Origin of the sequence: Vibrio anguillarum (genome assembly GCF_001989995.2) — a bacterium.
In the GTDB taxonomy this organism is placed as follows: Bacteria; Pseudomonadota; Gammaproteobacteria; order Enterobacterales; family Vibrionaceae; genus Vibrio; species Vibrio anguillarum.
Genome location: NZ_JAHGUP010000062.1, coordinates 1 through 20877, shown reverse-complemented (window position 1 = coordinate 20877; position 20877 = coordinate 1). Strand labels below are relative to the sequence as shown.

Annotated in this window: 19 protein-coding genes; 14 read left to right on the top strand and 5 right to left on the bottom strand. The window is 46.4% G+C overall.

What is annotated here, in order from left to right:
- Positions 1-28 precede the first annotated feature (28 nt).
- Entirely contained in the window at positions 29-1879 is a 1851-nt protein-coding gene (sppA, locus tag PL85_RS13975; protein ID WP_115339661.1) for a signal peptide peptidase SppA, read from the bottom strand.
- Between the two features lie 212 nt (positions 1880-2091).
- On the opposite strand from sppA, the gene PL85_RS13970 reads away from it, so the two are divergent.
- Positions 2092-4095, top strand: a complete 2004-nt coding sequence (locus tag PL85_RS13970; protein WP_115339662.1) for an NADPH-dependent 2,4-dienoyl-CoA reductase — start codon at positions 2092-2094, stop codon at positions 4093-4095.
- A gap of 125 nt (positions 4096-4220) precedes the next feature.
- Here PL85_RS13970 and purU read toward each other — a convergent pair whose 3' ends face one another.
- Positions 4221-5054, bottom strand: a complete 834-nt coding sequence (gene purU, locus PL85_RS13965; protein ID WP_010317194.1) for a formyltetrahydrofolate deformylase — start codon at positions 5052-5054, stop codon at positions 4221-4223.
- Between the two features lie 187 nt (positions 5055-5241).
- Between purU and PL85_RS13960 the strand changes: the two genes are divergently transcribed.
- The 8 genes from PL85_RS13960 (at position 5242) to rnd (ending at position 12998) form a co-directional block, all read left to right on the top strand.
- Positions 5242-5442 (top strand): hypothetical protein, encoded by a 201-nt coding sequence (locus PL85_RS13960; protein WP_013857222.1) that lies wholly within the window; start codon positions 5242-5244, stop codon positions 5440-5442.
- A gap of 94 nt (positions 5443-5536) precedes the next feature.
- On the top strand, positions 5537-7480 hold the full coding sequence (locus PL85_RS13955) for an ATP-dependent DNA helicase (protein WP_115339663.1): 1944 nt from the start codon (positions 5537-5539) through the stop codon (positions 7478-7480).
- An 8-nt stretch (positions 7481-7488) separates the two neighbouring features.
- The gene (gene tsaB / locus PL85_RS13950) at positions 7489-8190 is read left to right on the top strand and encodes a tRNA (adenosine(37)-N6)-threonylcarbamoyltransferase complex dimerization subunit type 1 TsaB (protein ID WP_088728747.1); all 702 of its coding nucleotides are present in this window, start codon (positions 7489-7491) and stop codon (positions 8188-8190) included.
- Between the two features lie 53 nt (positions 8191-8243).
- Complete coding sequence (locus PL85_RS13945; protein ID WP_026028052.1) at positions 8244-8549, top strand: hypothetical protein; 306 nt, start codon at positions 8244-8246, stop codon at positions 8547-8549.
- Positions 8550-8564: 15 nt separating this feature from the next.
- Complete coding sequence (locus tag PL85_RS13940; protein ID WP_088728748.1) at positions 8565-9128, top strand: Slp family lipoprotein; 564 nt, start codon at positions 8565-8567, stop codon at positions 9126-9128.
- A 2-nt stretch (positions 9129-9130) separates the two neighbouring features.
- Positions 9131-9985 (top strand): alpha/beta fold hydrolase, encoded by an 855-nt coding sequence (locus PL85_RS13935; RefSeq protein WP_088728749.1) that lies wholly within the window; start codon positions 9131-9133, stop codon positions 9983-9985.
- A gap of 102 nt (positions 9986-10087) precedes the next feature.
- A complete protein-coding gene (gene fadD / locus PL85_RS13930) occupies positions 10088-11782 on the top strand; it encodes a long-chain-fatty-acid--CoA ligase FadD (protein ID WP_026028639.1) in 1695 nt (564 codons plus the stop codon).
- A gap of 97 nt (positions 11783-11879) precedes the next feature.
- Positions 11880-12998, top strand: coding sequence for a ribonuclease D (rnd, locus tag PL85_RS13925; RefSeq protein ID WP_094124457.1), 1119 nt, complete (start codon positions 11880-11882; stop codon positions 12996-12998).
- 56 nt (positions 12999-13054) lie between these two features.
- On the opposite strand, the gene minE is transcribed toward rnd, so the two are convergent.
- Genes minE through minC form a run of 3 tightly spaced genes read right to left on the bottom strand, consistent with a single transcriptional unit; the run spans position 13055 to position 14820 of the window.
- A complete protein-coding gene (gene minE / locus PL85_RS13920; protein WP_010317176.1) occupies positions 13055-13321 on the bottom strand; it encodes a cell division topological specificity factor MinE in 267 nt (88 codons plus the stop codon).
- Positions 13322-13325: 4 nt separating this feature from the next.
- Complete coding sequence (gene minD, locus PL85_RS13915; RefSeq protein WP_013857214.1) at positions 13326-14138, bottom strand: septum site-determining protein MinD; 813 nt, start codon at positions 14136-14138, stop codon at positions 13326-13328.
- 19 nt (positions 14139-14157) lie between these two features.
- Positions 14158-14820, bottom strand: coding sequence for a septum site-determining protein MinC (gene minC / locus PL85_RS13910; RefSeq protein WP_013857213.1), 663 nt, complete (start codon positions 14818-14820; stop codon positions 14158-14160).
- Between the two features lie 199 nt (positions 14821-15019).
- Here minC and PL85_RS13905 point away from each other — a divergent pair, with 199 nt between their 5' ends.
- The 5 genes from PL85_RS13905 to PL85_RS13885 form a co-directional block, all read left to right on the top strand.
- Positions 15020-15301 (top strand): YcgL domain-containing protein, encoded by a 282-nt coding sequence (locus PL85_RS13905; protein WP_094129503.1) that lies wholly within the window; start codon positions 15020-15022, stop codon positions 15299-15301.
- A 23-nt stretch (positions 15302-15324) separates the two neighbouring features.
- A complete protein-coding gene (locus PL85_RS13900; RefSeq protein WP_013857211.1) occupies positions 15325-16293 on the top strand; it encodes a lytic murein transglycosylase in 969 nt (322 codons plus the stop codon).
- 61 nt (positions 16294-16354) lie between these two features.
- Positions 16355-17302 (top strand): LysR family transcriptional regulator, encoded by a 948-nt coding sequence (locus PL85_RS13895; RefSeq protein WP_115339664.1) that lies wholly within the window; start codon positions 16355-16357, stop codon positions 17300-17302.
- A 218-nt stretch (positions 17303-17520) separates the two neighbouring features.
- Positions 17521-18726, top strand: a complete 1206-nt coding sequence (locus PL85_RS13890) for a NupC/NupG family nucleoside CNT transporter (protein ID WP_019282015.1) — start codon at positions 17521-17523, stop codon at positions 18724-18726.
- Positions 18727-19104: 378 nt separating this feature from the next.
- Positions 19105-20877: Ig-like domain-containing protein (locus PL85_RS13885; RefSeq protein WP_234910758.1), on the top strand; the 1773-nt coding region annotated here is incomplete at its 3' end.

The window sequence follows — 20877 nt, the reverse complement described above, 5'->3', positions numbered from 1 at the left end:
GGTTTTTAGTCATTACAGATTGATATTGCTACTGAACTTGGCAGTTTAGGCAGAACGCATATTGCCCTTTCGGATCATTAAAATGGTTGAGTAAGCTGGCATCTTGCACCCATTGTTTTGCTACAGGTTGCAGCGACGCTGGCACTAGTGTTGATACATCAAAACCGAAGCGAACTTGCACTTGATTCATGATGTCTTGCAAGAACTGCTCAGCGGGTGAAAGGGGTTCTTCTACCCAATAAATATTGTAGGTCTCTAATTTTGCCAGTTGTGCTGCGAGCTTAATGGCATCATCAAAGTCACCCATTTGATCGACTAAACCATGATCCATCGCATCTTGTCCTGTCCATACGCGGCCTTGCGCGACCTGATCGACTTGTGCCAATGAAAGGCCGCGGTTCTCTCCCACCAAACTGATAAAACGCTGGTAACCATGGTTAATGCCCAGTTGTAGTGCGTCGGCCACGCCTTTTGTTAGCCCTGTGGTGACACCGACACCAGAAAAAGGTGAGGTTCCTACGCCATCGGTATAAACCCCCAATTTGTTGAGTCCTTTTTCGAATGTGGTGATGACACTAAAAATACCAATCGAACCGGTTAACGTGGTTGGCTGCGCGATAATTTTATCCGCACTCATTGAAATCCAATAACCGCCAGACGCTGCAAGGCTCGACATTGAGACGACAACCGGTTTGCCTGCGTCTTTTAACGCTTGAATTTCATTACGAATAACTTCGGAGGCAAAGGCACTTCCTCCTGGGCTGTCCACACGCAATACGACGGCTTTGACTTTATCATCGTTACGCGCTTGGCGAAGTAATGCGGCGGTGGTATCACCACCGACTGTGCCTCGTGGGTGATCTCCATCCATGATGGTACCACTAGCCACGATCACGGCTACATCGTCCATATCAGCGTTAAACTGTGGCCTAATGGTGGCTTGATATTCGTAGTAACCTACGGCGTTGTAGCTATCTTCTCCATTGCTGCCAAATGTTTCGGCGAGCGATAGGCGCATTTGTTGGCGAGTGGCCAATTCATCTACTAACCCTAATTTTAATGATAAAGCAGCGAGATCACCCTCGGTCGCTTTTAATTGGGTCAGAAATTCATCCATTGATGGGTTTAACGTTTTCCCGTCAATCTTACGGTTGGTCGCTACGTCATCGACGTACGCTCCCCACAACTGCGTTAACCAGCGAGAGGCGGACTCTTTTGCCGCGTCGGACATATCGTCACGAATAAATGGCTCAATGGCTGATTTATAAGTACCGACACGGAAAACGTGCGTATTGACATCCAGCTTTTCCAGCAAAGTTTTGTAGTACATTGAATAGGCACTGTAGCCTTTCAGCATCACTGCGCCATCCGGTGCCAAATAGACTTTATCGGCGTAGCTTGCCAAATAATATTGGCTTTGATTATAGAAATCTCCCACCGCGTAGATGGGTTTGCCCGTGGCTTTAAATTCGTTCAGCGCTTTAGCAATGTAACGTAGCTTAGTGAGGTTGGTTTCAGGCATTTCTCCGAGAGCGAGCACAAGGCCTGTGATTTTCGCATCGTCTTTCGCATGGCGAATGGTTTCTACTACATCAAATAATACATTTTCTTTGGGTAAGTCTTTGCCAAAAAATGAACCAGTCATTGAATCCATCGGATTGATGTAAGAACTCTGTTCAACAATCGGTCCCGATAAGTTCATTACTAATGCGGACTCTTTTTCTATGGTAGGCAGGGGAGAATCGGCATGCACATACAAGAAATAAATCAGTGCAATACTGAGCAAAAAGAACAGGTTGGTTAAGGCTAAACGAATAAAGGTAATGATTTTCCAAAAACCTTTAAATATCAAACCGATAAATCGAAATAGTGATTTCATTGTTTCTCCACTGCGGCTATTCGCAAGCGTGTTTAAATGAATCAAGGGATTAACCTTGAGATATTAATGGCTTACATCCTACGTGATCTAGTATACCCAAACAACCGCAAGATTGATCGGTGTTACAAAAATGTAAACACTTGTTTGATTTTTTTTGTGGGCAATAATATTCTGGTCAGACCATAACGCATAATTATAAAAGTGAAGTCGCCATGTACCCACATCTGTTAGAGCCTTTGGATTTAGGATTTACTCAGTTACGCAACCGTGTATTGATGGGATCAATGCACACGGGATTAGAAGAGCACAAGGAAGGGCTCCATAAGCTGGCCGCTTTTTATGAAGAGCGTGCAAAAGGTGGGGTTGGGCTGATTGTGACGGGCGGGTTTTCGCCTAATTTGCGCGGTCGACTTCACCCTTTCAGTGCTGAATTTAGCAAGGCAAAACATGCGCGTGCACACCAAGTTGTAACTGAGGCAGTGCATCGCCAAGGTGGAAAGATCGCCTTGCAATTGCTGCACGCAGGCCGATACGCAATGCACCCTTTTGCCCAAAGTGCTTCGGCGATTAAAGCACCTATTGCGCGTTTTGCACCGAGTGAAATGAGTGCCCGTCAGATAAAAAAAACCATTGATACCTTTGCCAGCAGTGCTGAATTAGCTCACCTTGCAGGATACGATGGTGTGGAAGTGATGGGCTCGGAAGGGTATTTGATCAACCAATTTATCTGTAAACGTACCAACATGCGTTACGACGATTGGGGCGGTAGTTACGAAAATCGTATCCGTTTACCCATTGAGATAGTGAAAGCGATTCGTGCAGTGGTTGGTAAAGAGTTCATCATCATTTTCCGTCTTTCAATGCTGGATTTAGTCGAAGAGGGCAGCACTTTTGAAGAGGTTTTAATGCTCGCTAAGGCACTTGAACAAGCTGGCGTGACCATTATCAATACGGGCATCGGTTGGCATGAAGCGCGCGTTCCAACGATAGCGACTCAAGTACCCCGTGCTGCTTTTACTTGGGTAACGGAAAAAATCCGCCCACATCTCTCTGTGCCCGTCGTGACCTGTAATCGCATCAACACTCCAGAAGAAGCAGAAAAAATATTAGCAACGGGTCAAGCGGATATGGTGTCGATGGCGCGTCCATTTCTTGCCGATCCAGAATTTGTTGCCAAAGCCGAGCAAGGAAAAGCCGCGCTGATCAATACGTGTATCGGCTGTAACCAAGCCTGTTTAGATAACGTATTTAAAGGCAAACGGGCCAGTTGCCTCGTTAACCCGCGGGCCTGCTATGAAACGGAAATGGTTATTCGCCCTGCGGCTCAGCCGAAAAAAATGGCGGTGATTGGCGCAGGTCCTGCGGGACTTGCTTGCGCGACTACCTTGGCTGAGCGTGGGCATCATGTTGATCTGTTTGAAAAAAATGATCGCATTGGTGGCCAGTTCCGTTTGGCGATGCAAATTCCCGGCAAAGAAGAGTTTCGAGAAACCATTCGCTACTTTGCAAATCGTATTGATCAAACCGGTGTGCATCTGCATTTAGATACTGACGTCAATTTTGAGATGCTCGAACCGTACGATGAAGTAGTGATGGCGTCGGGTGTCGAGCCGAGAAAAGTAAAAATTGATGGTATTGATAACCTAGAAAAGGTGGTGGATTACCAAACGCTGATCCGTGAAAAAACACCCGTTGGTGAAAAAGTCGCGATTGTTGGTGCTGGTGGAATTGGTGTCGACGTCGCCACTATGTTGACTGAGCCGACAGAGCATACGCTTGATGATTGGCTGCATGATTGGGGCATCGATAAAGAGATTGCTTATCCCGGAGGTTTGTACCCATTTCCCGATTGTATGAGTGAAAAAACGGTATGGCTATTGCAGCGCCGCAAAGGACGAGTAGGTAAAGGCCCCGGTAAGACCACAGGTTGGATCCATAAACGCACCTTAGAAAAGCGTGGAGTGAATCTACTGGGTGGTGTCGGTTATGAAAAAATTGCCGCTGACGGTTTACATATCACGCTTGACGGTAATCCTTTGCTGTTAGACGCCGATAAAATTGTGATTTGTGCCGGGCAAGAATCGGTACGTCCTTTTGAAGATAAATGGGCATCATTGGGTGAGAAGATGCATGTGATTGGTGGTGCCGATTATGCTGGTGAGCTTGATGCTGTGCGTGCGATTCGTCAGGGGGTCGAACTGGCGATTAAGTTATAATTTGTGGTCCAAGCTAGCCGGTGGTGTTATTACTTGGAGTGATCAGCCAGCAATCGTAAAACAACAAAAGGCGCAAATCGCGCCTTTTGTCTTTCCTATGTTCGTGAAGAACAGTCTTCGCTTTGCTATAAAATGACCGTTTTGTTGCCATAAACAAAAACGTGATCGTTGATAACTTTGTTCAAGGCTTTACTCAGCACATTTTTCTCAACATCCCGTCCAGCTTGCGCCATGTTTTGCGCGCTGAATGTGTGATCAACCGGGATTACATCTTGCTTAATAATCGGGCCTTCATCTAAATCATTAGTGACAAAGTGCGCCGTCGCACCAATGATTTTTACACCGCGCTCGTATGCTTGCTGGTAAGGTTTTGCACCAATGAATGCCGGTAAAAAGCTGTGGTGAATATTAATAATTTTGTGATGGTACTTATCGACAAAACCAGGAGTGAGTACCCGCATGTATTTGGCGAGGACCAAATAGTCGGCGTGATATTGGTCCAGCACTTCTAACAATTTCTGCTCATGTTCCTCGCGGTTTAGCCCTTCATGAGAAACATGGTGATACGGGATATCAAACTTTTCGGTCAGATTTTGCAGCGTATCGTAATTGCCAATCACTGCAGCAATATCGACATCCAAGCTGCCATCATAATTCTTAATCAAAATATCGCCCAAGCAATGTGCTTCTTTAGTCACCAAAATAACGATGCGTTTGCGCGAAGAATCAATCAGTTTACGCTTTGCGTGTGCAGGCAAGGCTTGGTCAAGGTCGGCTAGAAGGGTGGTGTCGTTAAAGTAGCCTTCCAATTCAGTACGCATAAAAAAGTGACCACTGATGTTATCAACATACTCATTGTTATGAATAATATTGAGTTGATGTTTATAACAAATGTTCGTGATTTTAGAGATAAGTCCGGGCGCATCACTACAATGAGTGAGCAGTGTTTTTCTTTCCATTATTAATTACTTCCGTGCATGATTTTTTTCGTTCTAAAAACTAATTCGTGAGCGTGTGAACGGTGAGGCGCCCCGCAATATAAGGGCTATAATTAATCTATTATTAAGTTGGTTTCAATATATAAACGGGTTCACCGTTAGGCTTTTACTAATTTTCTTCCTCACAGAGTGTCTTAAGGCGGTATTTATGGATAGAGAACTCCTCGCACGAAAGCTGTATATGGAAAGAGTGAGTGCATTGATGGGAGACCATCAAATTGACGAAATCATTTTGGAAGACATGTGGGAGAACCGAGCGTCACCCGCCGAGGCGGCAAAAGCAATGACCCAAACGGAGAATGGGTACGAAGGACCAGCTTGGTTATCTCGTTACCTCAATCGCAAATAGAACACACCTAACTGGCGCGGGTTGCACTTGGATTCGCGCCAGCTCATCAAACCTGACATAATGCCCCGCAACGAACACTTACCTCCACTTTTTGATGATTGCAAAAACCTTTTCTTCACAAGGCGCATTAGGCAAAGCCATTGCCGGTTTTCAAGCTCGACAAGCGCAAATTGACATGGCTGAAGCGGTCGCTAAGGCGATTTCCCAACAATCGCAATTAGTGGTTGAAGCAGGGACTGGTACAGGCAAAACCTTTGCGTATCTGGTGCCTGCGCTGCTCAGTGGTAAAAAAGTCATTATCAGTACGGGTTCTAAAAACCTACAAGAGCAGCTTTTTCATCGTGATTTACCCTTGATGATTGATGCGCTCGGTTTCTATGGCAATGTCGCGCTATTAAAAGGCCGAGCAAACTATCTGTGCCTTGATAGGCTAAGCCGCCAAATGGTGGAAAGCCACACCAACCAACCTGATCCACAGCTGCTGACTCAATTAGTGAAAGTGCGTCGTTGGTCATCGGAAACCAAAAGCGGTGATTTAGGTGAATGTGAAGAGTTGCCTGAAGACAGTGCGGTCATTCCAACCATCACCTCAACCAACGACAATTGCCTTGGCAAAGAGTGCCCAAGTTACGTCGACTGTTTTGTCTCTAAAGCGCGCAAAAAGGCGATGGATGCCGACGTTGTCGTGGTCAACCATCACCTTTTTCTAGCCGATCTGGCGATCAAAGAAACCGGGTTTGGTGAGTTGATCCCCGAAGCCGAGGTCTTTATCTTCGACGAAGCGCATCAGTTACCGGATATCGCCAGCCAATATTTTGGTCAATCAGTCTCCAGTCGCCAAGTCCAAGAGCTGGCGAAAGATATTGAAATCGGCTATCGCACTGAAGCAAAAGATATGCGCCAATTGCAGAAAGTGGGCGATAAACTGGTACAGTCAGCGATGGATTTACGCATTGTGTTGGGTGAACCCAGTTTTCGAGGCAACTGGCGTGAGGCGTTAGCTTCACCATCGATTTCGCGAGAATTAGCGCGTTTGCGAGACAGCTTAGATTTTGCTATCGATGTGTTAAAACTCGCGTTAGGTCGCAGCCAGTTATTGGATACCGCATTTGAGCGCGCCAACTTAATCAAAGGACGAATTGATCGAGTGTGTGATGTCTCTATTACTGGTTATTCCTATTGGTATGACACCACGCCGCGTCATTTTAGTTTACACATCACCCCACTTTCGGTGGCCGATAAATTTCACGAACAGGTGCAACAAAAGCAGGGCGCATGGATTTTCACCTCCGCAACTTTGGCTGTAAACGACGATTTTAGCCATTTCACTCAGCGTTTAGGGCTAAAGCCCCAAGCTCAGTTTTCATTACCAAGCCCGTTTGACTATCAGCAGCAGGCGCGGCTGTGTGTGCCACGCTATTTACCCGAACCCAATAGCCCTGGCCTTGCCGATAAATTGGTGCGTATTTTGTCGCCAGTGATTGAGCAAAACCAAGGCCGCTGCTTCTTTTTATGTACTTCCCACAGCATGATGCGCGAGTTAGGTGAACGTTTTCGAGAAGTGTTAACCGTGCCAGTGCTGATGCAAGGGGAGACGAGTAAACAAAAAACGTTGGCCGAATTTATGGAATTAGGTAATGCCTTATTGGTCGCGACAGGGGCATTTTGGGAAGGGATAGATGTTAGAGGTGACGCATTAAGCTGTGTTATTATCGACAAACTTCCATTTACCGCACCGGATGATCCGCTGCTGAAAGCGCGAATTGAAGATTGCCGAATGCGCGGTGGAGATCCATTTGCGCAAGTACAACTACCCGATGCTGTCATCACCTTGAAACAAGGGGTCGGGCGTTTGATCCGCGATAAACATGACAAAGGTGTACTGATCATTTGTGATAACCGTTTAGTCACCCGTGACTACGGTGGGCTATTTCTTGCCAGTTTACCGCCCATTCCACGTACGCGGGATTTGGACAAAGTAAAAGATTTCTTAAGTCAAATTTCAGTCACGACACCCGTAACTATTAACAACAATTAGAGACAGTAATGAGCGCAAAGATCCTTGCCTTAGACACAGCAACAGAGAACTGTTCTGTTGCTTTAATGATGAACGGCAAACTGTACGTTCGCAGTGAAGTTGCCCCTCGAGATCACACCAAGAAAATTCTACCCATGGTGGATTCCGTCCTCAAAGAAGCGGGCATCACCTTACAGGAACTAGACGCGCTAGCCTTTGGCCGTGGTCCGGGCAGTTTTACCGGAGTACGGATTGGCATTGGAATTGCACAAGGTTTAGCATTCGGTGCTGATTTACCTATGATAGGTATTTCGACCCTGGCAACGATGGCGCAAGGCAGCTATCGTTTACAGGGTTACCAGCAGGTGGCGTGTGCAATTGACGCCAGAATGAGTGAGATTTACTGGGGTCGTTATACACGTCAAGAAGATGGCTCTTGGCAAGAGATAGATGCAGAGTGCGTCATTGCTCCTAATACTCTTGCTGAGCAAATCAAAGCTGACAGCATCACTTGGGGCTGCGCTGGAACGGGTTGGGCGGCTTATAAAGAAGAGTTAGATACGTTGCCTATCTCGTGTCAAATGGGGGAAGTATTGTACCCAGATGCACAGGATATAGTGTTTCTTGCTCAGTATGAGTTTGCCAAAGGAAACACGCTAACGGTGGAAGAGTCGAGCCCTGTTTACCTGCGTGATAACGTGGCTTGGAAGAAGTTACCGGGCCGAGAATAATCAGTGAAAGGCAAGGCGTTGCATTCGTCTTGCTCTAATTGAATAGGAACAGTATGGTTTCAATTAATGGTTTACCTCCTGCGATAGTGCCCGGTAGCAATAGGGCTAATCGCGCAAATAAGAACAATGGGGTAAAGAAAGGCGATGCCAAAACCGGAGTAGGCCAACCTACTAAGGTGGCGAATGCTGTTTCTCATTCAATTCGTCATGTCGATCCATCAGAGATTCATCGGGCTAATCTGGAATACGATCTTCCTGAAGGCCGATCAAGAAAGGCAATGGAAGAGTACATGGACGTGATGAACCAAGCAAAAAAAGAGGAACTTGCTCAACTGCTTGGAGTCGATATCTACATCTAATCCAACAAGGTCATTATGATGCGATCTTTTTCCACTTCTAAAACGCTACTATTGTTATCGTCCACATTGCTGCTTGGTGCATGCTCAAGCTTACCGGATGATCTTCGTGCCAGTAGTGATGCCGTGATCTCCGATTACGCCACTTGGGTCAATACGCCAACCAATGAACAAGATGAAGTCCGGCTGGGCGGCGTCATCGCCAGTGTGACTAATTTGGCGGATAAAACCCGGATTGAAATAGTCAATTTGCCGATTAGCTCATCAGGCCGACCGGATATCGACCGCGAACCGCAAGGGCGTTTTGTTGGCTATGTTGACGGGTTTGTTGACCCAGTGGCTTATGCTAAAGATCGTTTGGTGACGCTAGTGGGAACCAGCCTTGCTCCAGAAAAAGCCAAAGTAGGTGAGTTTGAATACACTTTCCCAACCATGGCCGTAAAAGGGCTACATTTGTGGCGAGTTGAAGAAAGAGTGGTCGTGAATGATCTCGGTACTTATATGTACCCTTGCCACAGCTTATATTGTCGTCAAATGTACATTGGTGCTCGTGAAGGGCGCGTGGTACAAGAAGTGAAATAGCGATGCAACAAAAACAGTACTCTCTTGCGCAAGGAATGATTGCGACTCAAGAGTTGGGAAACGCACAAACGGCCGACTTATCGGTCGTTTTTTTGCATGGTTGGTTAGATAATTCATCCAGTTTTCTTACCGTTATCAAAGCGTTAAGTCACCTTAATCCACAGTTACACCTTTGCGCAATCGATTTACCGGGACATGGCCTTTCAAGCCATAAAGCCGACGGTCATTTTTACCCATTTCATGACTATATTGATGATATTTACTCATTTTTGCTCAACTTATCACCAAACAGGTTAGTGATCGTAGGGCATTCCCTTGGTGCTTTAATCGCAAGTTGCTATAGTGCCGCCTTTCCTGAGCAAGTCGCAGGATTAGTTCAAATCGAAGGAATGGCTCCATTGGCTGAATCGCCACTAGAGGGTGTGGCCAGGCTGCGCAATGGCGTACTCAGCCGCCAGCGGATCCGGCGTAAGCCTCGTCGTAGGTTACCGAACTTAGAATACGCTGTTGCTCGCCGAGCCGAAGTCAACCAGTTAGAAGCAGCCTTGATCCAACCCATCGTTATTCGAGGGGTTGAGCGGCGCAATGACGAGTGGTATTGGCGTCATGACCCACAGTTAAACAGCGATTCCTTGTATCGCATGTCGTATGAGCATGCTCAGCACATAATGGCGCACATCCAATGCCCACAACGTGTGATTTTCGGTACACAAGGTTTTTCTGAGTTACGAGCCGCTCGAGGCTATTTCGCCGATGATCGGCAAGAGATGTTCACTATTTCTGGTGGTCATCATTGCCATCTTGAGCAACCTTCGCAAGTCGCCGAACTAATTTTTGGCTTAGTTAACAAAATTTAAACAAGTGTTTGAGTGTTTCGTGCTCAAGCGCTTTGGCTGTGCTGTAATAGCGCACATAAAAATATCGCCGTAGAGCAGCCGCCAATAACGAGGAGTATTACCGTGGAGAAACCTTGGCTTTCACGCTATCCAACTGACGTACCTGAATTCATCAACCCTGATCAGTACCTCTCTTTGGTCGAAATGTTTGAGCAATCGGTTCATAAATATGCCGATCAACCAGCCTTTATGAATATGGGTTCGGTCATGACTTTTCGTAAACTGGAAGAGCGCAGCCGAGCATTTGCCGCCTATTTGCAAAATGAGCTAAAGCTGAAAAAAGGTGATCGTGTCGCCTTAATGATGCCTAACCTATTGCAGTATCCGGTCGCGTTATTTGGCGTATTACGAGCCGGGTTGATTGCGGTAAATGTTAACCCGTTGTACACCCCGCGAGAGCTTGAACATCAACTGAATGACGCCGATGCAAAGGCGATCGTCATCGTCTCGAATTTTGCCAATACCTTAGAGCAAATTGTTGAAAATACCTCGGTAAAACATGTGGTATTGACCAGCCTTGGACAGATGTTACCTAGAGCAAAAGGGACGTTGGTTGATTTCGTTGTGAAATATGTGAAAGGGATGGTGCCAAAATATGACTTACCAGGTGCCATTTCCATGCGTAAGGCGTTGCACAAAGGTCGCCGTTTACAGTATGTGAAGCCTTTTATGTCTGGCGACGACATTGCATTTTTGCAATATACCGGTGGTACAACCGGTGTGGCAAAAGGGGCAATTCTGACCCACCGCAACATGATTGCGAATGTGCTCCAAGCAAAAGGGGCATATGGCCCAGTATTGGCCGAAGGCCGCGAACTGGTTGTGACGGCATTACCGCTTTATCACGTATTTGCACTGACCGTAAACTGTTTACTGTTCGTCGAAATGGGTGGGCGTAACCTATTGATTACTAATCCACGCGATATTCCAGGCTTTGTCAAAGAGCTGCAAAAGTACCCATTTACTGCCATTACGGGGGTGAATACGCTGTTTAATGCGTTGGTCAACAACGAAGATTTCCATGAACTTGATTTCAAAAATCTTAAGCTTTCTGTTGGTGGTGGCATGGCGGTACAGCGCGCGGTGGCCGATCAGTGGAAAAAAGTGACGGGTATCCACCTGCTTGAAGGTTACGGTTTGACTGAATGTGCGCCATTGGTGACAGGTAATCCTTATGATTTAAGTGATTATTCGGGAGCCATTGGTTTACCCGTTCCTTCAACCGAAGTGCGTATCGTTGATGATGAAGGCAAAGTGTTGGCTTATGATCAAGTCGGTGAGTTGCAAGTGCGTGGCCCACAAGTGATGCAAGGTTATTGGCAAAGACCGGAAGCGACGAAAGAAGTGATTGATGCCGATGGTTGGCTCTCTACAGGCGATATCGTCAAGTTTGATGAGCAAGGAATGGTCTATATTGTCGATCGCAAAAAAGACATGATTTTAGTCTCTGGATTCAACGTCTATCCTAATGAGATTGAAGATGTGGTTGCACTGCATGGCAAAGTATTAGAAGTGGCCGCTATCGGCCAGCCTCATGAAGTGTCTGGTGAAATCGTCAAGATTTATGTGGTTAAGCGTGATCCGAGCTTAACCAAAGATGAAATCATTGCCCATTGCCGTAAACATTTGACTGGCTATAAAGTGCCTAAGTTGATTGAGTTTAGGGAAGATTTACCAAAGAGTAATGTGGGTAAAATTTTACGCCGCGTACTTCGTGAAGAAAATGATGCGGCAATTGAACAAACAAAACGTGCCTAAGCATCAAGTCAGTATGAAAAAATAGTGCTAGAATGCCGACTCAAACCGTCGGCATTTTTATGTCCCCTCTAGTAGGGTTGCCCAAAGTGAGCCATTAGTGAACTACCAAATAATTACCCAGCCTAACGACCTACAACGTGTATGCCTTGCCGCGCGAGATGCCGATGTGGTGATGCTCGATACCGAGTTTGTCCGAGTGCGTACCTTTTACCCACAGCTCGGATTGATCCAGCTTTATGATGGTGAAAACCTCTCTTTAATCGACCCACTTGCCTTTGATGACATGGCCCCTTTTGTCGAGCTACTGCAAGACACCTCCGTGCTCAAAGTGCTGCATGCGTGTGGTGAAGATCTCGAAGTGTTTCATAATGCATTTGGCTGCACACCTTTTCCAATGGTCGACACACAAGTAATGGCGGCCTTTCTCGGTCATGGACTGTCTACCGGATTTGCCGCATTGGTCAATGAATTCTTAGGGATTGAAATTGATAAAAGTGAATCGCGTACTGATTGGTTAGCAAGGCCTTTATCGCAAAAGCAGTTGGATTACGCTGCCGCCGATGTGTTTTATTTGCTGCCGATTTACGAGAAATTACTCGATAAAGTGACGCAGGCGGGCTGGTGGCAAGCGGCGCAGCAAGAATCTGAACTATTGAGCGTCAAACGCATTAAACAGACTAATCCCGATTTGGCCTATTTGGATATCAAAGGGGCATGGCAACTAACACCGCAAGAATTAGCGATTCTCAAACCCTTAGCTACTTGGCGCTACGAAGAGGCGGTACGCCGTGATTTGGCGCTCAATTTTGTGGTCAAAGAGACAGATTTGCTGACTATCGCTCGTTTGGGATTGACGAGTGCAAGCCGTATGATTGATGAAGGGGCCGATCCGAGATCGATTCAACGTCACAGTACCAAAATCATTGCATTGGTGAAAGCGGGCCAGCAGACTCCGGCTGATCAATACCCACCTAAAATCGACCCTTTGATGGACTATCCCGGCTATAAACAGTTGTTTAAACGGTTGAAAGATGAAGTTAAATCAGTGTCTCAAACCACGGGTTTAGCGACTGAATTTTTAGCCTCTAAAAAACAGCTCAACCAGCTATTGAGTTGGGTGTGGAAGAAAGAGAGAGATCCCGCGCAATTGCCGGATGTGATGCAGAGCTGGCGCTTACCTATTCTCGGTGAACGGCTCAACAAATTGGTTGAGTAAAATTGGTTAGTAAAGAGAAAGAGCCTGCAATTTTGCAGGCTCTTTTATCATAAGGATTACTTTTCTTCGTCTGGCAGTTTCACGTTCAATTCCAGCACAGAGATATCATCATCTTTGTGCTCAAAAGAGACTTCAACCATCGAAGGGTCAACCGCGACGTATTTGGCGATCACCTTGAGAATGTCTTCTTTCAATTGAGGCAAATAGGTCGGTGCAGGGTCATTTTCACTACGACGTTCGGCGACGATAATTTGCAAACGCTCTTTGGCAAGGCTTGCTGAGGTCGTTTTCTTTTGTGGTCGGAAAAACTCAAGTAGAGACATAATATTAACCCCCGAAAAGTCGTTTAAAGATGCCCTTTTTCTGCTCCGTTAGAAAACGAAACTCGACTTCTTGCCCTAATAAGCGCTCGACAGCGTCAGCATAAGCTTGGCCTGCGTCTGATTGATCGTCAAAAATAACCGGAACACCTTTGTTGGAGGCATTAAGCACCGCTTGGCTTTCTGGGATCACGCCAAGTAAAGAGATATGTAAAATCTCTTCAACATCTTCCACGCTCAACATTTCACCTTGTGTCACGCGAGTAGGGTTATAACGGGTCAATAAAAGGTGCTGTTTAACAGGCTCTAACCCTTGCTCTGAGCGCATTGATTTGGAATCCAAAATCCCTAAAATGCGGTCCGAGTCGCGCACGGAAGAGACTTCAGGGTTCGTCGTTACAATCGCTTCATCAGCAAAGTACAAAGCCATCAACGCGCCTTGCTCAATACCTGCTGGTGAGTCGCAAATGACGAAATCAAAGCCCATCGTATCGAGTTCATCCAAAACGCGCTTTACGCCCTCTTTGGTGAGCGCATCTTTATCACGGGTTTGTGAGGCAGGCAGAATAAACAGGTTTTCGGTGCGTTTATCTTTGATCATCGCTTGGTTAAGTGTCGCCTCACCGTTGATGACGTTGACAAAGTCGTACACCACGCGGCGCTCACAACCCATGATTAAGTCAAGGTTACGCAGACCGATATCAAAATCGATGACTGCTGTCTTTTTACCTTTTAAAGCCAAGCCAGAAGCAATTGCTGCGCTTGAGGTTGTTTTACCAACGCCGCCTTTTCCTGACGTTACAACAATAATGCGTGCCATTATGTTTTCCTTGTTAATTTTAAATCGTGAGCGTTTCAAAATGCAGTGAATCATCAACCATGCTGAGCATCACTTTCTTCTGCCAAAACTCACTTTCAATTTGATCGCTAAGCCAATAATTTCCAGCAATGGAGACCAGCTCTGCTTGTAAATCGTGACAAATAATTTTTGCTTCCGTTTGGCCGCTGGCACCGGCAATGGCCCTTCCGCGCAGTGAACCATGAATGTGAATTGAACCATCGGCGATCACTTCGGCCCCCGCGCTGACGTGATTGAGGATCACTAAATCGCTATCTTTGGCATACACTTGCTGGCCAGAGCGAATGGGCGTGCGAATCACCTTGGTTGGCGCTATTTGAGCGGGTGCTTGAGAAGGCGACTTGCTTGCTGCCATCACGGCAAAGCCAGCTTCTGAGGCTAAGTTTTGGCTGCGTTTATCACGGCAACCTGTCACACCGACCGGGATCATTCCCGCTTCAGTGATGCCTTGTTTGAGTATCGCAAAATCAATATCGCCAATCACTTTAGCAATATTGATCACTACAGGTGCAGAGGCAAAAAAAGCAGGAGCTTGGGCGACTTTTTCCTTGAGAAACTCAACGGTATTGGCAACTTCACTGTCGCAAAGGTGTAACACTGACAAAGTAAAACTGCTACCTTTTAGGTCAGGAGTATTCGACATCTTATATTGACCTCAATAACTAATGGCTTCACTAGAAAGGGCGTTGCCTGAAACTAGGGTTGTCATGTTATATTCCCTGACTTAGCTCAGCAAGTTATCTTGCGGTCAAATGTTTGTTTTAATCTCAAATTTGGTAAAAGTTTAACGTTTCTAACTTAATTGGCTCGAAAAGCCAGTTTATTACAATAAAAGGTTTGTCATGCTTTGCTCTATCTACAAAAGCTCTAAAAAAGAAGGTGCCTATCTCTACGTTACTAAAAAGGATGACTTTTCACAGGTTCCTGACACATTAATGGCGATGTTCGGTAAACCTACTTTAGTCATGGTAGTGAAACTGGAAGGGCGTACACTTGCCCAAGTGAACATTGAAAAAGTAAAAGAGTCTCTAGAAAATGAGGGTTTTTTCCTACAGTTACCGCCACCGCCACAAAATTTATTAGAACAATATAAGCAGCAAAAGGCTCAGCAAAAAGATAGCTAAGTTTTCAGCTCAAGGAGGACGATTTGAGAAAGTTATTGTCAGTCGTATTGGGATTAAGCCTCTCCACGCCATTGATGGCGAATGAGGTTAGTTTTGAACACTATGTTGAAGGCTTGAAGCAGCAAGCACGAAATGAAGGCATTTCAGAGCAAATTTTAATCGATGCGTTTAAAAATGTGGAGTACAAGCCACGTGCTGTGACGGCCGATCGCAATCAACCAGAAAAGAAACTAACGCTGGATGAATATATCCCACGCGCGGTTCCAGAATGGAAAGTGAACCAAGCAAAGGCGCTGTATGAAAAGCACTATGCAGAGCTTAGCCGCATTGGCGAACAATATGGCGTGCAACCGCGCTTTATCGTGGCTTTGTGGGGCGTAGAAAGTAATTTTGGTGCGTTGACCGGTGGTTTTAGTGTTATTGATGCGCTGACGACTATGGCTTATGACGGTCGTCGAGAAGAATTTTTCCGCAAGGAGACGATGGCCGCGTTGCAAATTCTACAGCAAGGTCATATCCAAGCTGATGAGATGAAAGGTTCATGGGCTGGCGCGATGGGACAATGCCAGTTTATGCCGAGTTCGTTTTTGGCGTTCGCTTCCGATGGTAATGGCGATGGCAAAAAAGACATTTGGCGCTCAAAGGAAGATGTATTCGCGTCGACGGCCAATTATCTCAGCCAATCGGGATGGGATGATAAATACACTTGGGGCCGTCAAGTTAAAGTTCCGCATGGGTTTGACCGCACTTTAGAAGGGCGACAGCCCGAAAAAGGGAAATCACTGAGAGAGTGGAACAAGCTCGGTATTACCCGTTACGAAGGTAAACCACTGCCTAATTTAGACAACGTTCAAGCTTGGCTTATCATGCCAGATGATGAAAATGGCCGCGTTTACTTGGTATACAACAACTATAATGTGTTGATGAAGTGGAACCGTTCATATTATTTCGCCCTCGCGGTGAGCCATTTGGCGGATAGAATTACCTATTGATTTGAACCTTAATTGAACGCAAAGGGCTCATCATGAGCCCTTTGCTATTTCTGGAGAGCGTGTGCTAGTTGAACGTGCAGGGCAAATGGTGATATTTGCTGCGTTAATCAAACATCGAGGCTTTACCGCTGCGGCCAAAAGCTTAGGCGTATCAGTATCGCATGTTAGTAAGCAGTTGGCCTTACTGGAAGCCTCGCTCGGGGTGAAGCTCGTTCAGCGAACCACTCGCAGCTTCACCAAAACCGAGGCTGGAGAGGCTTTTTATCGCCATTGTATTGCGGTCGTTGGGTTGATGGATGCTGCGCAGTCTGAAATGGAAAGCCAGCGTGATGAGGTGTCTGGGCTGATTAAGCTTGGTCTTTCACAGTCGTTTGGTTCTTTGCACATTTTGCCAGCACTGGAGGCGCTTCGTCAGCGTTATCCAAAACTACAAGTGGAAGTGCATTTGTTCGATTATAGAGTCGATATGCTCGAAGAAGGGCTTGATTTGTGGGTGACCAACAACGAACATTTGCCGGAAGGGTACGTGGCGCAACGTCTCGCCGATTGCCAATTTGTGCTGGCGGCGTCACCGGAATACTTATTAAACCATTCACCCCCTCAGACACCTGGTGATCTGTTAGGTCACAACTGCCTTATCTACCGCAGTTGGGAGCGAGATTACACCCGTTGGTCGTTTGCTAATCCAGAGCAAAAGGTCAACATCAATGTGTCGGGTAACTATTCGGTGGATTTAGCCGAAGCCGTGCGTGACGCCGCCGTGGCAGGGTGGGGTGTTGCTTACTTGGCGACTTATTTAATTCGAGATGAATTTCGAACTGGTAAACTGATCCAGTTGTTGCCAGATTGGCACGCAAATCAAAGTATGCCTTTTTATGCGGTTTACCCGAGCCGACAACATATGCCGAAGAAAACCTCAGCCGTGATTGAATTTATCAAGGCTTTAATCGGTACACCTTGCTACTGGGATACTCAGTTAGAGCCTTACATCCGTTTGACAAAAGTGTAATGAGTACGAATTATTATTTCCCAACTCAGAAACATCTTTTCTATATGGAAAAGATAAGCCTAAGCAATCGTTTAGCTTGTTACAAATCAACAGCTTGAAATAAGAGGCTTAAGGCTGCTATTTTTAAGCACACCTCTGTAACATTTGCGACTTGCGCATTCGTTTTCGCACGATAGAATGCGCGCCTTTCCTATCCCCGTTATCTGGATTGACAGCAAATGAACTCATTACTTGGCGTCGTCGCCATCTTATTTACGGCTTGGCTACTTTCTACCAATAGAAAAAACATCCAATTTAGAACCGTGTCGCTCGCTTTTTTATTGCAAGTAGGCTTTGCACTATTGGTTCTGTATGTCCCTATGGGGAAAGAAGTGCTCAACAGTGTCACGGGTGCGGTATCGAATTTGATCAATTATGGGCAAGAGGGAATTGGCTTTCTCTTTGGCGGTTTAGCCAATGGTAGCGTTGGTTTTGTGTTTGCGATTAATGTGCTTGGCATCATCATTTTCTTCTCCGCTTTGATCTCCGGTTTGTACCACATTGGTTTGATGCCTAAAGTAATTAATTTGATTGGCGGTGGTTTGCAAAAATTATTGGGTACGGGGCGTGCAGAGTCACTGTCAGCCACGGCGAACATTTTTGTCGGCATGATTGAAGCGCCGTTAGTCGTTAAGCCCTATTTAAAGCACATGAGTGATTCGCAATTTTTTGCGGTGATGACGTGTGGCTTAGCCTCGGTTGCGGGTGGTACGTTAGTGGGTTATGCCTCACTGGGCGTTAACCTTAACTATCTTATTGCGGCGGCATTTATGTCAGCTCCAGCCGGTTTGTTGATGGCGAAAATTTTGGTGCCGGAAACCGAAGCGCAAAGTCAGCAGGTGGCCAACGAAGAGGTTGAGATACCAAAAGCAACTAATGTGGTTGAAGCCGTAGCTGATGGTGCAATGTCTGGGCTTCGTATCGCGGTTGCGGTTGGGGCAACGTTACTGGCCTTTATCAGTGTGATTGCGCTACTCAACGGCCTATTGGGCTGGGTGGGTGGTCTGTTTGGTTTAACCCTTAGTTTTGAATTGATTTTAGGCTACCTATTTGCTCCAGTTGCGTGGCTGGTGGGCATTCCATGGAGCGAAGCGATGACGGCAGGCTCACTGATTGGTAATAAAATTGTCGTGAACGAGTTTGTCGCTTTTATCCAATTGATGGACGTAAAAGATTCGCTCAGTGAACATTCTCAAGCGATTGTAACTTTTGCTCTGTGCGGCTTTGCCAATATTTCGACCATGGCAGTATTGATCGGTGGTTTGGGCAGTTTGGTGCCAGAGCGTCGCAGCTTCATCTCTCAATATGGTTTTCGAGCGATCAGCGCTGGCGTGCTGGCTAACTTGATGAGTGCTGCACTTGCTGGGGTTATTTTGTCGCTATAAACGTAGCGTTTCTATTGGTTACGAAAACCCACCATACATTTTGTATCTTCGATGCCGGCTAACAGAGCCGGCATTTTTATCCATCCATCTCACCAAAATAATATTGACCATATCAATTTCTCAACGACGTGTGATTAGGTAAGTTCGTGAAGTCCGCCGAAAAAGATTTGCAAGCGGTGTTGATGTTGAAATTATGCCGTGATTTTGAGCTGAGATAATTAAAATTATCAGTTATTTAGAGTGCAATTCTCGTCCTCTAGCTTATTAGTTATATACCCTGCCTACTTGATGTTGCCTTGTCTTTATCTCGCGTATTGCAGGCCACCACGTCAAGTTACTTGGGAACGGGTTAATTATTCATAAGCAAAGGAGAGAACAATGAGTTCTTATCTACTCAGAGCTGCCATCATTACAACGTTAGGGATAAGCTACCAAGCTCAAGCCTATAACTGTGATGGCTTGGGCTCTTGGGATACGGCCGCCATTTATACGTCCGGCGATAAAGTGACGCAATCTAACGCAGCCTATCAAGCTAACTATTGGACGCAGGGAAATGATCCTGCAAGCAATAACGGCCCCTGGGCATTTTGGCTATCACTCGGGCAGTGTGACAGCGGTGGTGGCAATGTTCCACCCACGCTAAATCTCGTTTCTCCTGCCAATAATGCACAAATCCCACAAGGCAGCTTAATCACGCTACAAGCCACCGCGTCTGATAGCGATGGTAGCGTGGCACAGGTTGAATTTTTGATTGATGGCGTGTCGATAGCCGTCATCACACAAGCGCCTTTCCAAACCGATTGGACTGCCGCTTTAGGCGCAACCCAAGTGACTGCAATTGCCACTGATAATCAGGGTGCGACTACGTCAACCGCGTCAACCATCTCGGTTACTCCTGTTGGTGGTTTAGTGCCTCCTTCCATCTCCTTAACCAGCCCAACAGGTGCTGAGCAGCTAGTGGCTGGCGACTTATTGACGCTAAGTGCTAATGCTACCGATTCGGATGGAACCGTCACGCAAGTTGATTTTTATGTGGATGGACAACTCATCGCTTCAGATACTTCAGAACCTTATGCCCACGATTGGACTGCTGTCTCAGGTTCTCACACCTTTAAAGCCAAAGCGACGGATAATGATAACCAAACGACTCATAGCCAAGAGGTCGCCTTGGTTGTATCTGGAGGCTCAAGTGGTGGTTGTGCAGGTTTAGCAACCTATGTGGCGGGTAGCAGTTACGCTGCGGGCGAACTGGTGCAAAACAATAATCAAAAGTTCCGTTGTGATATCGCAGGTTGGTGCTCTTCCAGCTCAGCGTGGGCCTATGAGCCGGGCAAAGGAAGTTATTGGCAAGAAGCGTGGACAGGAATGGGCGCGTGCGCCACGCCACCTACCGTTTCATTGACGAGCCCTGCTGACAATGAAGTGATTCTGGCTGGTTCTACCATTCTGCTCAGCGCACAAGCTAATGATGCCGATGGCAGTGTAGTACAAGTGGAATTTCTTGTTGATGGCACGAGCCTTGGCTTAGTAAACCAAGCGCCTTATTCGGTTGAGTGGGTTGCGAGCAAGGTCGGAAGTACCACACTCAAAGCCATCGCAACCGATAATGACAATAATAGCGCTGAAAGTCAGATTAACGTTTCAGTGAGCGATCAAGCGTTAGTGGTGTCGTTAACATCGCCAACGTCAGGGCAAACCGTCGGTTTAGGTAAACCAGTCAATATTGCTGCCAATGCGACGTCACTCACTGGTGCTGTTTCTAAAGTCGATTTCTTAGTGAATGGAGCGGTGGTCGCAACTGATACTAGTGCGCCTTATGCCTACACTTGGACACCTACGGCTATCGGCGAATACACAGTGGCTGCGCAAGCTTATGATGCAGGCAGTAGTGTATTGTCAGACGCAGCTGCCGTGAAGGTGGTTGAACAGACACAGAAAAAGCACAAATTGATCGGTTACTGGCATAATTTTGTCAATGCTGCTGGCTGCCCAATGCGTCTCGCTGATATGTCTGATGCGTGGGATGTGATCGATATTGCATTTGCCGATAATGACCGAAACAGTAATGGAACCGTGCATTTCAATCTTTTCGCAGGCGATGCGCATAGTAGCTGTCCCGCTTTAGATGCTACCCAGGGAAACCGCATGAAA